The sequence below is a fragment of the Streptomyces sp. NPDC031426 genome, from assembly GCF_055581585.1.
Genome location: NZ_JBVIJE010000030.1, coordinates 64,681 through 78,433, shown reverse-complemented (window position 1 = coordinate 78,433; position 13,753 = coordinate 64,681). Strand labels below are relative to the sequence as shown.

Here is a 13,753-nt window from a genome sequence, read left to right as displayed (position 1 = left end):
GCCGTCTTTCATCAGGGGCGCTTCGCCCGGCTCCGTCACCACGGCGTGGACAGGTACGGCCCGGAACGGCGTGGCGGGGCCCCGGCTGAGGACAGGTCCCGGTTGAGCACGGCGAGGCGGATGGTGCCGACCGCACTCAACCAGGTTCGTAGGGCTCGGACCGCTTCCTCAGGCTTTGGGAACCAGGTTGTGCTCGGTGCCCAGGGTGGTCATGCCGGTGTCGGCGTACAGCGTGGTCTCGCCGTCGGACCAGCGGACGATGAGGTCGTCAGTGCGGTGGTTGGGGGTGAAGTCGCCGGTCGTCATGACTGTGTTGTGGGTCCACAGGTCGTTGGGGTTCTGGATGCGTGCCTCGGTGCCGAGGGCGGAGGTGGTGGTCCCGACGTAGTTGTCGAGCTCGCCGTCCGACCACTGCACCATCAGGTCCCATTTCTGGTTGCCGGAGTACTCGCCGGCGGTCAGCAGTGTGGCGTTGGTCCAGGTGGAGTTGGGGTCCTGGAGCTTGTGTTCCTGTCCGAAGCCTCCGGCGCCCACGTTGGTGTAGAGGGTGAGTTCGCCGTCGGACCAGCGCACCATCAGGTCCGTGACGTAGGTCGAGGAGCCGAAGCGGCCTGCGGCGATCTGGGTGGCGTGCTCCCAGATGGTGTGGGGGGCGGCCAACTGGGTGCCGGGCACGTTGAGGCCGTTGGTGCCGACGTCGCCGTAGAGGGTGACCTCGCCGTCGGACCAGCGGACCATGAGGTCGAACTGGTTCGACCCGGTGAAGTCGCCCGCGGTGATGGTCTCCGCATGGGTCCAGGTCGAGTTCGGGGCCAGCAACTGCCGTTCGGAGATGAAGTGGCCTTGGCCGTCGTTGGTGTAGAGGGTGGCCTCGCCGTCGGTCCAGACCACGATCAGGTCGCTGTGTCCGGCGCCGTTGAAGTCGCCGGCGGCCATCAGCTTGGCATGCTCCCACGTCGTCCCGCTGCCCATGGAGTAGGGCAGGGGCGGCTGATGGTAGGGGCCGTGGTCGGTGTGCAGGCCCTGCTGGGCGTCGTCGTAAAGCTGGAAGAACCGGTCGCCGTGCAGCGGGCTGTAGGTGATCCGGTTGTACAGCGGATTGTCGGTCTTCACATCGGGACCACCCTGCAGGAAGCCGCCCACGTTGCCGATGATCTCGCCGGTGTCGCCGGAGGCGTCGAACTTGGAGAACCACGGTCCGCCGGAGACCCCTCCCCACATGCCGGCGCAGTCGATCTGCATCTGGTTGTAGGCCGGCAGCGGCGTCGTCCAGACATTCGGGCAGTGGAACGCGCGGTCCTGCGCGTCGTACTTGACCATGGGATAGCCGATCACGGTCACCTGATTGACGAACCCGGGCGTTCGGGCGAGGGTGTTGGCGCCGCCGACGACGTCCTGGACGTTGCGCCCGCCGTTCTCCTTCAGGCTCGCGAAGGCGAAGTCCAGATCGGAGTTGGCGCTCCGGTCCGAGGCGTACTGGGAGTCGCGGAACCACTCCTTGATGGGCCAGATGCCGTACTGCTGGTCGCCCGCCGACTTGGTGTGGTCGTACTTGGGTACGAACGCCGCGTTGCTGCCGAGGCAGTGCCCGGCGGTGAGGATGAGGTTGCGTCCGGGGCTGCGTACCACACTGGCCGTGCAGTGATGGGCTTTCATGTCGCTCGTGGTGGTGAAGAGCGTGCCGACGGATTTGATGCCGTCGAAGTGCTCGCCGTTGATCCCGGTGGCGACGGATCGCTTCCGGTGCGGCGCCGTCCAGCCCTGCGGCTGAGCGATGCGACCCGAGGGGTCGGTGGCCGAGGCCATGCGCTGGGGCGTCCAGAACCGGATGGCGTCCTGAACCGTCCAACTGCCGCTGTTGGCCGACGAAGGCGTGACGGACGCCGAAGGGCTCGCGACGGCCGTCGTGTGGTCGGTGCGGTTCGGCTTGGCCGTCACCTGTCTGGTGGGGGCCGGGGCAGGTGTGGCGGCTCGGGCCACGGCGGCGTTGCCCAGCAGAAGTGCGGCGCACAACGCGAACACACTCCCCACTATTCGTGTATTATGCAACTTAATTTGCTCCAGATAAGGCAGGCCGGAGAGCTCGACGAGTCCGGGCCACGCACAGAATGGACGGCCGGCGCGGAGTGCGCGGCCGGTCTTGCCTGCGAGAAGTTCAGTTCCTCGCCACGGAGCGGAGTGTCGGCGTTTCAGTCGTGGCGGCTGATCGTGCTCGCCGGTCGGGCACACCGGGCGTCATGACAGATGAGATGCTCGACAGACGGCCCGACTCGGGCCGTTCGACGCGCGGGCCCTCATGTGTGGACAGGCAGGGACGCCCCCATGATCCAGTCCAGCGCACAGTGCACCCCCTGATGCGTTCCCCCTGCCGCCCCGTGGGACGGCATTGCGGTAGACCGTGGTCAGCGGTCACCGTTGCCATGATCGCACAACAATCGAACGTACGTACAGCTTTTGTCGCCGTCTACCGCGGACGGGGTGCGCCCACGCGAATGGTGTCGCAGAACACCGGGGTCACATGCCGGCCGTGCGGGTCGGTGATCTGCAGCGAAGCGCCATAGTCGGTGGACGCGGGGTGCGGTGGCAGCACCTCGATGCGCGGGGCGTCGTCGACCGGGATGGCGCAGGAACCGTCTGCGGAAGGGTGTGCCGGGTAGAAAAGCGGGAAGTCCACCGTTTTGGCATGGTTCAGCACCAGCCGGACCGGCGCCTTGGCCTTCGGCTCCGACCAGACGGCAGGGCCTTTGCCGGCGTACGCCTGCACCTTCGGATAGCCATCGAAGGCGCAGGGCGCGGCGCTGGTGTTGGTCGCGCTCAGCAGAGCCGTCGGCGCCTTGCTCGGCTTGTCGGCGAGCAGTGTCAGCTTCCATCGCAGCTGCGCGGTCCCGCATGCGGCTCCCGCCGAGGCCGTGGGGGACACACTCGTCCGTCCCCCGCCGGGGGTCGCCGCCGTCGCCCGGGACGACGGCTCGGCGCCCGGCTTCCTGGCGTCCGGATGCGCTGGACCGCACGCCACAGCAGCCGCCATCACCGTCAGGCTGATAGCGGAGACTGCCGCTGTCCGCCGTGCCACGAGAACTCCCCCTGGGAGGCGACCCTACGGAGGCCGGGTGCCACCGCTCCTGCCTCCCGGCCAGGGAGATGCATTCGCCCCCGCGAGGGTTCCCCCGAAGCGGCACCCAGTGACGCGGACGCGTGGACACGCGCGTCGTTGATGGTGAGGTCGAACTCCCCCAACTCGCCCGCGAGCAACCTTCCCTCCACCGGCCCCTCGCCGGTCGACCGGCGGAAGACGGGCAGCAAACACCACCTAATCTGTGACGGCAAGGGGACCCCGCTCCATGTCATCACGACCGCCGCGAACGTCAACGATGTCACCCAGACCCTCGCCCTGGTCGACGGCGTTCCGCCGGTAGCCGGACGCCCGGGCCATCCGCGTAAGCGCCCTGAGGCCGTGCTGGGCGATAAGGCCTACGACTCGAAGGCGGTACGACATGCGCTACGGCATCGCCGGATTATGCCGGCGATTTCCCGCAAGGGTGCCCCGAACATCAAAGGCCTGGGCAAGCTCCGCTACGTCGTGGAGCAGACCTTTGCCCCGCTCCACCAGTTCAAACGCCTTGCCGGCGCTGGGAGAGGCGCTTGGAACTCCACGACGCTTTCCTCTCATTGGCCTGCAGTCTCATCTGCTGGAGGCGTCTCAAGACGGCCGCATCGTGATCCACCGGTGGGGTGCCGGAAAGGCTGGGGACTATGGCTATGCCGAGGCAAGGAAGTCCCGGACGGCGTCCGCGAAACCGACCGGGTCGTTGGTGTACAGGAAATGGTCCGTCTCCAGTTCGACCAGACGGGTGCCGGGCCGCCGGGCGGCCATCTGTGCTGCCTGTTCCGCCGGCAGCACACCGCCTTCGGCGCCGCATATCAGCAACGCTGGGCAGGTGGAGCCGGTCCAGTCGCCCCAGTGGTCGCCGTGGACCTGGTCCTCGGATTCGTAGATGTCCTTGGGGTGGAAGTGCAGGCCCCAGTTTCCGTCCGGCCGCTCGCGAACGGCGGATTCGAGGAAGGGCGCGAACGGGCCCAGTTGCGCCACGAACTCCTCCCGGCTGGGGCAGGTGCCCTCCGGAAGGTTCAGCACGAACGCCAGCGGGTTGCCGCCGTCCAGGCCGAGTTCGGCGCAGCCTTCGCCGTTGACGAGGGCGGTCACGCGCTCGGGGTGGCGGACGGCGAACTGGTAGGCGTTGATCGCGCCGAGCGAGTGGCCGAGAAGGGCCGTGCGGTCCAGTCCCAGATGGTCCATGAGGGCTTCCAGGTCGGAGAGGTAGCCCTCCCGGCTGTAGTCGGCCGCCCGGTCGGAGTCGCCGTGGCCTCGCTGACGGGTCTCACCGCCGCGCCCGCCAGCGGGCAGGTCACGCTGAACTGGCAGGCTCCCTCCAGCAACGGCGGCGTCAACATCACCTCCTACAAGGTCTACCGCGGCACTTCCAGCGGCTCGGAGACCCTGCTCACCTCGGGCGGCTGCAGCAACCTGGCCGTTGTGCTCTCCTGCACGGACACCGGGCTCACCAACGGACAGGCCTACTATTACAAGGTCACCGCCGTGAACTCGATCGGCGAGAGCAGCCAGAGCAACGAGGCGAGTGCCACGCCCGGCGGCTGCACCGAGCAGCAAGTCCTGGGCAATCCGGGCTTCGAAACCGGCACCGCCTCGCCCTGGTCCACGACCACCGGTGTGGTCAACAACTCCTCCACCGAGCCACCGCACTCCGGCAGCTGGGACGCCTGGCTGGACGGCTACGGCACCACCCACACCGACACCCTGTCGCAGACGGTGACCCTGCCGACCGGCTGCTCCTCACAGCAGTGCGCTGCCCGCATCCCGCGCGGCCCGATGACACCACAGCACCCACCCGAGCGGCCCAGGCAACGATCAACGAAAACTTCGAAAGTCGATACCTGATGCGCCGCTTGCCCGGCATCGACCGAGCAGCCGTAGAGCCGCCTGGGACAGGCTCCGAACACGGGCGCGGGCGCGTTGTCAGTGGTGGCAGGCAGGATGGCGGGCATGACGACACCCGTGGTGCAGATTGTGGATGCCGCCGCCTACGTGCAGGCGGTCGAGGACGCGGTGAAGGCCGCGGCCGCCTACTATGCGGGCGGCACCTCGCCCCTGGATGACGACGCCTACGACCGGCTCGTGCGAGGTATCGCCGCGTGGGAGGCCGATCACCCTGACCAGGCGCTGCCCGACTCGCCGACCGGGAAGGTGGCCGGCGGAGCGGCCCAGGGTGATGTGCCGCACACGGTGGAGATGCTGAGCCTGGACAACGTGTTCTCGCCGGAGCAGTTCGCCGCCTGGACGGCCTCGCTGTCCCGGCGGATCGGCCATGAGGCGGAACGCTTCAGCGTCGAGCCGAAGCTCGACGGACTGGCCATCGCGGCCCGCTACACCCAGGGCCGGCTGACCCGGCTGATCACCCGGGGCGACGGGACCGCCGGCGACGACGTCTCCCACGCGATCGGCACCATCGAGGGCCTCCCGCTTGAACTGGCCGAGCCGGTCACGGTGGAAGTACGCGGCGAAGTGCTGATGACCACCGGCCAGTTCGAGCAGGCCAACGAGGCACGCATCGCACACGGCGGGCAGCCGTTCGCCAACCCGCGCAACGCCGCGGCAGGCACGCTGCGTGCCAAGGACCGCGCCTACACGGTGCCGATGACGTTCTTCGGCTACGGCCTGCTGCCGCTGCCCGGCACCGATGACGTTCTGGGGGAGCGGCTCACGGCCCTCGCGCACAGTCGGCTGATGGCCCTGACCGCTGAGCTGGGTGTGAACACGACCGCCACCACCCTGGTGCCGGGCATCACCGCCGCCACCACCGACGAGGTGCTCACCCGTATCACGGAGATAGCCGGGCTGCGTGCCGAGCTGCCGTTCGGGATCGACGGCATCGTCATCAAGGCCGATCTTGCCGCCGATCAGCAGGCCGCGGGATCCGGTTCGCGGGCCCCGCGGTGGGCGATCGCCTACAAGCTGCCGGCCGTCGAGAAGATCACCCGGCTTCTCGAGGTGGAGTGGAACGTGGGCCGCACGGGCATCATCGCCCCGCGCGGAGTCCTGGAACCGGTCGAGATCGACGGTTCCACCATCACCTATGCCACGCTGCACAACCCGGCCGACATCACCCGCCGCGATCTGCGTCTGGGCGACCACGTGATGGTCCACCGCGCCGGCGACGTCATCCCCCGCATCGAAGCCCCGGTTGCCCACCTGCGCACCGGCGCCGAGCAGCCGATCGCCTTCCCAGAGGTGTGCCCACGGTGCGGCTCCGGCATCGACACCAGTCAGGAACGCTGGCGCTGCGAGCAGGGCCGTAACTGCCATCTGGTGGCTTCCCTTTCTTACGCGGCAGGCCGCGACCAGCTCGACATCGAAGGCCTGGGCGCCACCCGCGTCGTGCAGCTCGTCGAAGCGGGCCTGGTCGCCGATCTCGCCGATCTGTTCACCCTCACCCGCGACCGGCTGCTTGCATTGGAGCGGATGGGCGACACCAGCACCGACAACCTGCTCGCCGCCGTGGCCGCGGCCAAGGCGCAGCCGCTCTCGCGGGTGCTGTGCGCGCTCGGCGTCCGCGGGACGGGCCGATCCATGTCCCGGCGCATCGCCCGGCACTTCGCCACCATGGACGCCATCCGCGCAGCGGATGTCGAAGCACTGCAGCAGGTCGAAGGCATTGGCGCTGAGAAGGCGCCGTCCATCGTCGCTGAGCTCGCCGAACTCGCCCCACTGATCGACAAACTGGCCGCAGCCGGGGTGAACATGACCGAGCCCGGTGTCACGTTCGCGCCGGCCGCCGCCGAGACCGGCACCGAGGGCTCGAGCGCAGCCTCCACCCCGACCGCCGGACCGCTCGCCGGGATGACCGTCGTGGTCACCGGCGCGATGACCGGGCCGCTGGAGCATCTCAGCCGCAATCAGATGAACGAACTCATCGAACGGGCCGGCGGCCGCTCCTCCTCCAGCGTGTCCAAGAAGACCAGCCTGGTGGTCGCGGGTGACAACGCCGGGTCCAAGCGCACCAAGGCCGAAGACCTCGGCATCCGCCTCGCCACACCCGACGAGTTCGCCACTCTCGTCGCCGACTACCTCAACTGACGCCGCCGGAGGAGAGACATGTGCTTTCCCGAGCTTTCCCAGCCAGCCCCTGGTGAGGTGCTGTTGGTCTGCACGTGCTACGAGGACGGCAGGGCTCTGTGGGGTGGACTCCTCGACGAGATCGGGGCCCGCCGGGAAGACCACGGGCTCACCCTCGGGGGCAGTGGCGTGCGGCTGCGTATGGTCGAGGACGGCGGATGGGACTACCTGCATGGGGGAAACATCCCGGCGCTTGTTCCCGACAGCAGTCCCGTGCCGCCGGTCGTCGTCCTAGCGGACATCCCGGTGGTGTACGGAGGGGACGGGCCGTTGCTGGTGGACCTAGCGGCGGTACCCGGGCGCGGCGTCCGGGTACCGGCGGCCCGGCTCGGCGAGATCCTCGCCGCCCTGCTGGGCGGCGCACTTGCCTTCGACGACCTGGTGCGCGACATGGACCGGTGCGGGATGTACCAGGGCGATGGCGGCCGGCAGGCCTTCCCCACGCCGACGCCGCCGCGCCGTTCCTTCCCGTCACTGCCCTCCACCGCCGCGGCCCTGCTGGTCCGCACCTGCTTCGACGACGAGGCCGGTTGGCGCGCCCTGCTCGACGAACTGGGCGGGACCGATGCAGATGGTTGGGTCGGCGCGGACCTGGACCCGGACGAGATCGACGTGGAGCACTACCCGTTGACAGCGCTGGTCGTCGACAGCTCTGTCTTCGAAGGCCTCCAGCCGGGCCAGGTACCGGCGCTCGTCCCGCCCGAGGAGCACACCACGCTGGTCGCGCTCGCCGACGCCCGGACCTTTGCCGAGCCCGAACGACCACTGACCGTCGTCGACCTGTACGACAGCCCTGGGCGGCAGGCAGTCCTTCCGTGCCGCGAGATCGGATCGATGGCGTGCAACCTGGAGATCGCCAACATGGACTTCTACGAGTTCGTCGCCGAGGAGGGCATGAAGCCGTGGTGGGAGGGCTCCTGAAACAGCGTCCTGTCCCTCCGCGTTCGGTAGTTACTTGAACGCCTCTGGGGCCACCGCGCGAGGTCCTGGTGCGCGGGCCTGCGGAGGGACACTGTCGGTGTCGACACGAGAGGTTGGGCGGACTTCCCGGGCGGCCTCGCCCGACCAGGGGCCTTGCACGGGGCAGGGCCTGCGTCGAGGCGGGCATCGAGGAGCGGGCATTGAGTATGCGAACCCAGGACATGTGAGTACTGGGCCCGATCACGCAAGCTCGCCGGGACGGATGGCTGGGCTCTTGAAGGCTCCCCTTCCTGAAGGGAGGGGGATTCGTCACCCTCCAGGGCTGTCCGGGGATTTACGGCTCAGGCCGCCACCGGAGCCGGCGGCTCAGGTGGTCTTACGCCCTCGACACCGTCCGGGTTCCAACCTGCCCGGACGCCCCGAACATCCCAGCGGCCGACACGGTGCAACCCTGGTTCAGCCGGTTCCGGCATCCTCGGCGCGCCCGCGCCCCCGTGCGCCGCGCACAGGCGCATGGTGGGATCTTGCCCATGTCGCCGCATGCCGAACTCGCCACCTTGGCCACGGAGTTGCACTTGTGGACGAGGTGTGGAGACCGGCCCGGCCGGCCGATGAAAACCGATGAAAGTCCTGAGGGCCGCGTGACGTTGGGCTCCGGGTGCGGCTTTACTGGGGGTTACCCATGGACCGTCGCCGGGATCAGGCGTGGCGGTGATCAGGGTAACGGGAGGACTGTCGATGGCTTACGCCAAGGGATACGACGTGTCCGACTTCCAGTCGGGCATACCGGGGGACGCAGGCTTCGTCTTCATCAAGGCGACCGAGGGGGCGCACACCGAACAGAGCGGCTACAAGGCCAAGTTGGGCGAGGCCCGACGACGCAAACTGGTGGTCGGGCATTACCACTTCCTGCATGCGGAGAACGCGGTGGCGGACGAGGTGGACCACTTCTGCCGGGTCGTCGGGCATGTGCCGCCGGGCGAGCTGCTGGCACTGGACTTCGAGCCGTACGGCCAGAACGTGAGCGACGGGCACGCGACCCAGGTGAAGAACGAGTGGCTGGCGGCGGTGAAGCGACACTATCCGGACAACCGGGTAGGCCTCTACGTCGACCGCGACTTCTGGTTCCGGACCGACGACAACGCGGGTGACTTCCTCTGGATCGCGGACTACGGCACACCGGGCGCGCCCAGGATCCGGGCTCCGTGGAAGTTCCACCAGTACACCGAACGGCCGATGGACACCGATGTGTACCACGGCACGATGCAGCAGTTGCGGGAGTGGGCGGGCGCCGCGGCGGCGAAGCCGGGCCCTGCCCCGCAGCCCAAGCCGCAGCCCAAACCCCAGCCGAAACCGCAGCCGAGGCCCCAGCCGTGGCACGGCCTGCAGTTGGTCTCGCGCGCCGAATGGGGCGCCCGCCCCTGGCGTGAGCCGAACGGGTCGATCCCGTATCACGAGCCGCGCAAGGGAGTGAAGATCCACTATCTGGGCACGCCGTACACCTTCGGCCCCCACTCCACCTGCGCGGCCTATGTGCGCCGCATCCAGGCCGGGCACATGGACTTCGACAAGTGGTCCGACATCGGCTACAGCTTCGTGGTCTGCGAGCACGGCGTGGTCTTCGAAGGCCGCGGGCTGGAGCGACGCAACAGCGCCAACGGAAACGTGCCGCTCAACGAGGCGCACTACGCGGTCTGCGCGCTGGTCGGCTCCTCCGGATCCACCTCGCCCACCTGGGACCAGCTCAACGGCCTGCGGGACGCGATCGAGTACTGCCAGAAGCACGGCCCGGCCGGCCCGGAGATCAAGGGCCATCGGGATGGGTATGCCACCGACTGTCCCGGGCCGGTGCTCTACGCGTGGGTGCGCGAAGGGGCGCCGAGGCCGTCGGGCTCGGGCACAAGCCCCCAGCCCCAGCCGCAGCCCACTCCGAAACCCCAGCCCAAGCCCCAGCCCCAGCCGGGTCCCGAGCACCCGACGCGCCGTCAGGTCACCATCGGGGGACTGCACTACGGATACGGCGCCCACGGCATGCACGTCACCGCGGTCGGCCGGGCGCTGGTCGCCGCCGGGTTCGGCAAGCACTACCACGACGGTCCCGGCCCCGAGTGGACCGACGCGGACACTCTCAACTACGCCGACTATCAACGCAGTCTGGGCTTCTCCGGCGCCGACGCCGACGGTGTCCCCGGTGAGCGTTCGCTGCGTTCCCTGCTGCACGGGGCGATCCCGCTCGCCACCGTCGCGCACGCCAAGGTGGTCGACTCGGCGCGGCACGACCCGGGCGCCCCGCAGGGTGCCACCAGCAACCCGGACGACGTCTTCACCGTCGAACTCGCCCTGGCGGACGAGCGGCTGCTCGACCGCAAGTGGGTCGACGGCTCCTTCGGCACCAAGACCGTCACCGCCTACTCGGAGCTCCAGAAGCGCTACGGCTACACCGGGATGATGGCCGACGGCATCCCCGGCAAGGACTCGCTGACCAGGCTCGGCCATGAGCACGGCTTCGTCGTCGAGTGACCTGCTGCCGTCCCGAAGACTGAGGAGTCGTCATGTACCAGATCATCGTGTCCCTTTGGCGTACCTGCGTGCCCTACCTGGTGGCCTTCGTCGTACTGCAGGCGGCCCGGCTGGGCATCCACCTGAACAATGCCACCGTCAACTCCGCCCTCACCACCGGCTTCGGCACGGTCTACTACGCGGTCTTCCGCGTGCTGGAGCACCGCTACGGCGCCCGCTGGGGCTGGTTCCTGGGAGCGGCCCGGCCGCCCGCCTACACACCCGCGGCTGCTTCCGCCGCCGGCAGTCACGCGATCGACTACACAAGGCTCCCCGAAGGCGGCTGACGACACGTCAAGGCAGCGTCATTTACTGAGACTTGGCGTATCAGGCGAGTTGTGAAGGTCCTTGGTGCGAAGCGTGCAGATCACTGTCTCTGAGTCGGGAATGACCAGAAGTGACCGACTGTGGTCCTTGACTGGCGCGCGATCGGACCTGAAGACTCATCCTGCATTCAGGCACCAGGGACTTCTTGCACAACGAGCGCAACACCCCCGCGGTACGGGTGCCGCGGGGGCTGCGACGGGGGAATCAGTACCGACCTCACCGAGCCTCTTCCGGTGCTCGCGTGTCGTGACTCCACGCACGTTCGGCGACGGCGCACTCGGCGCCGCCAGCCGGTTCGCGCGCCTTCCTCCTTCTTCCTGTCCCCAGGTGCGACAAGGGAATGGAGGGGGAATTGACGACGACACCGACCTATCCCGGGGTCTACATCGAGGAACTGCCCAGCAGCGTCCGCACGATCGGGACCGTGACCACCTCGGTCACCGCCTTCGTCGGCCGCACCCGGCGCGGACCCGTCGACCGGCCTGTGACCATCACCAGCTTCGCCGACTTCGAGCGGCAGTACGGCGGCCTCGACCCGCAGAGTCCGGTCAGCTACGCCGTGCAGCAGTTCTTCGTCAACGGCGGCACCGTCGCCGTCATCGTCCGCGCAGTGGCGGCCGGCACCGGCAAGTCGGCTACGGTGACGCTGCACTCGACCGAGAGCAGCACCGAGACCCCGGTCCTGGAGGTCACCGCCGAGCAGCCCGGCGCCTGGGGTGCGGGTCTGCGGCTTCTCGTGGACTACGACACCACCGCTCCGGAGAGCACCTTCAACCTCCGGGTCTTCGACGTCACCGGCGGCGTCAGCGAGTTCTTCACCGGGCTGTCGGTCACCGCAGGCGACCCCAGCTTCGCCGAGACAGTGGTCAACAGCGGATCCGATGCCATCAGGGTGAAGGTGCTCGCCGAGCAGCGCCCGGACCCGGTGGGCACCGTTTCCAAGCCCTTCGCCGCCACCCTGCCCGACCTCACCAAGCAGATCGAGGTCAAGATCGGCGAGGTGGCGCGCACCTTCCGCATCTACGACGCCGAGCGGGACGGTGACGCCCCCAAGACCGTCACCGATCTCGCCCTGCTGCTGGAGCGCAAGCTGCGTGCGCTGCCGGACGCCCCGGGCAAGCGGGTCTTCGCGGGGACCACCGTCACCGCCTTCGGCAAGCGCCTGCAGATCGTGGCCGGTTCCACCGACCCCGCCGACACCGTGCGCTTCGTCGGCGAGGCCGCGAACAACCTCGGCCTGGAGGCCGGTGTCAATCCGCCGGTCTTCGCGCTGGCCGGCGGCGAGGACGGGGGTGCGCCCGGCCCGACCGACCTGATCGGCAGCGAGCAGGCGAAGAGCGGCATCCAGGCGCTGCGCGACGTCCAGGACGTCAATCTGCTGGTGCTGCCCGAGATCGCGGCCTACCCGGACATCGAGGATCAGCTCACCGTACTGTCCGCGGCGCAGGCGCTGGCCGAGGAGAAACGGCTCTTCGTCATCGCCGACGCCCCGCAGACCTGGTCGAGTGTGGACGCGGCGCGGGCGGGCCTGTCTGCCTTCGACCCGGTGCGCAGCGACCATACGGCGCTCTACTTCCCGCAGCTGGAGCTGGTCGACCCGCTCACCGGCCGACTGCGGTCCTTCCCGCCGTCCGGCACGGTCGCCGGGGTCTACGCCCGGACCGACGCCGCCCGCGGGGTGTGGAAGGCGCCGGCCGGGACGGAGACCCCGCTCTCCGGGGTACGGGCACTGGGCGTCAAGCTCACCGACAAGGAGAACGGGCTGCTCAACCCGCTGGGCCTGAACTGCGCGCGCAGCTTCCCGGTCGTCGGCCCGGTGGTGTGGGGCGCGCGGACCCTGGCGGGTTCCGACGCGCTGCAGTCCGAGTGGAAGTACATTCCGGTGCGGCGGCTGGCCCTGTTCATCGAGGAGAGCCTGTACCGCGGGCTGCGGTGGGTGGTCTTCGAGCCGAACGACGAGCGGCTGTGGTCGCAGATCCGGCTCAACGCCGAGGCCTACCTGCAGCGGCTCTTCCAGCAGGGGGCGTTCCAGGGGACGACTCCGCGCACGTCGTACTTCGTCAAGTGCGACAGCACGACCACCACGCAGGCGGACATCGACCGCGGAGTGGTCAATGTGCTGGTCGGCTTCGCTCCGGTGAAGCCCGCGGAGTTCGTCGTCGTCCAGATCGAGCAGATGGCCGGGCAGTTCGAGGCATAGGTTCAGGGGTTAGGAAGCAGCTTTCATGGCCGAGTTCACTGTCAACCCGCACCGATTCGACCCCTACAAGAACTTCAAGTTCCTGGTGGTCTGGGACGGCCGGGTGGTCGCGGGCATCAGCAAGATCAGCCCGTTGAAGCGGACCACCGAGGTGGTCAAGCACCGCAACGGCGGCGATCCCAGCTCGCCGCGGAAGTCTCCGGGCCGCACCGAGTTCGAGGCGATCACCCTGGAGCGCGGCGTCACCCACGACCCGGAGTTCGACCGCTGGGCCAACAAGGTCTGGCAGGTCGGCGCCGGTCCGGGCTCCGAGGTCTCGCTCGCCGACTTCCGCAAGGACCTGGTCATCCAGGTGCTCAACGAGGCCGGCCAGGTGGCCGTCGCGCACAAGGTCTTCCGGGCCTGGCCGAGCGAGTACCAGGTGCTCGGCGAGATGGACGCCAACGCCAACGCGGTCGCCATCCAGAGTCTCAAGCTGGAGTGCGAGGGCTGGGACCGGGACTGGTCGGTCCCGGAGCCGCAGGAGCCTACGTACACCAACCCCGCGTAGCCCA

At 68.8% G+C, this 13,753-nt stretch carries 10 protein-coding genes and 1 pseudogene; 8 read left to right on the top strand and 3 right to left on the bottom strand.

Annotated features, from left to right (window positions below; translation table 11 throughout):
* Window positions 1-168: 168 nt before the first annotated feature.
* Window positions 169-2,013, bottom strand: coding sequence for a trypsin-like serine peptidase (locus tag ACZ5NH_RS37920; RefSeq protein ID WP_468781910.1), 1,845 nt, complete (start codon window positions 2,011-2,013; stop codon window positions 169-171).
* 451 nt (window positions 2,014-2,464) lie between these two features.
* Complete coding sequence (locus ACZ5NH_RS37915) at window positions 2,465-3,028, bottom strand: DUF4232 domain-containing protein (protein ID WP_468781908.1); 564 nt, start codon at window positions 3,026-3,028, stop codon at window positions 2,465-2,467.
* Here ACZ5NH_RS37915 and ACZ5NH_RS37910 point away from each other — a divergent pair.
* A pseudogene (locus tag ACZ5NH_RS37910) lies at window positions 2,996-3,610 on the top strand (transposase); the annotation flags it as partial. The gene ACZ5NH_RS37915 and the pseudogene ACZ5NH_RS37910 overlap by 33 nt on opposite strands.
* Before the next feature lie 147 nt (window positions 3,611-3,757).
* Here the strand turns inward: ACZ5NH_RS37910 and ACZ5NH_RS37905 are convergent.
* Window positions 3,758-4,405, bottom strand: coding sequence for an alpha/beta fold hydrolase (locus tag ACZ5NH_RS37905; protein ID WP_468781952.1), 648 nt, complete (start codon window positions 4,403-4,405; stop codon window positions 3,758-3,760).
* Between ACZ5NH_RS37905 and ACZ5NH_RS37900 the strand changes: the two genes are divergently transcribed.
* From ACZ5NH_RS37900 to ACZ5NH_RS37870, 7 genes are all read left to right on the top strand, one after another.
* Entirely contained in the window at window positions 4,361-4,957 is a 597-nt protein-coding gene (locus tag ACZ5NH_RS37900; protein ID WP_468781950.1) for a fibronectin type III domain-containing protein, read from the top strand. The two genes, ACZ5NH_RS37905 and ACZ5NH_RS37900, sit on opposite strands and share 45 nt — an antisense overlap.
* Window positions 4,958-5,062: 105 nt before the next feature.
* On the top strand, window positions 5,063-7,153 hold the full coding sequence (gene ligA, locus ACZ5NH_RS37895) for an NAD-dependent DNA ligase LigA (RefSeq protein WP_468781906.1): 2,091 nt from the start codon (window positions 5,063-5,065) through the stop codon (window positions 7,151-7,153).
* A gap of 18 nt (window positions 7,154-7,171) precedes the next feature.
* Window positions 7,172-8,113 carry a DUF6924 domain-containing protein gene (locus ACZ5NH_RS37890; RefSeq protein ID WP_468781904.1) on the top strand — a complete coding sequence of 314 codons (942 nt, stop codon included), beginning with the start codon at window positions 7,172-7,174 and terminating at the stop codon, window positions 8,111-8,113.
* 738 nt (window positions 8,114-8,851) lie between these two features.
* Window positions 8,852-10,633 (top strand): peptidoglycan-binding protein, encoded by a 1,782-nt coding sequence (locus tag ACZ5NH_RS37885; RefSeq protein ID WP_468781902.1) that lies wholly within the window; start codon window positions 8,852-8,854, stop codon window positions 10,631-10,633.
* A gap of 32 nt (window positions 10,634-10,665) precedes the next feature.
* Entirely contained in the window at window positions 10,666-10,959 is a 294-nt protein-coding gene (locus tag ACZ5NH_RS37880) for a hypothetical protein (RefSeq protein ID WP_468781900.1), read from the top strand.
* A gap of 392 nt (window positions 10,960-11,351) precedes the next feature.
* On the top strand, window positions 11,352-13,199 hold the full coding sequence (locus ACZ5NH_RS37875; protein WP_468781898.1) for a phage tail sheath C-terminal domain-containing protein: 1,848 nt from the start codon (window positions 11,352-11,354) through the stop codon (window positions 13,197-13,199).
* 25 nt (window positions 13,200-13,224) lie between these two features.
* Complete coding sequence (locus tag ACZ5NH_RS37870) at window positions 13,225-13,749, top strand: phage tail protein (RefSeq protein ID WP_451552862.1); 525 nt, start codon at window positions 13,225-13,227, stop codon at window positions 13,747-13,749.
* Window positions 13,750-13,753 lie beyond the last annotated feature (4 nt).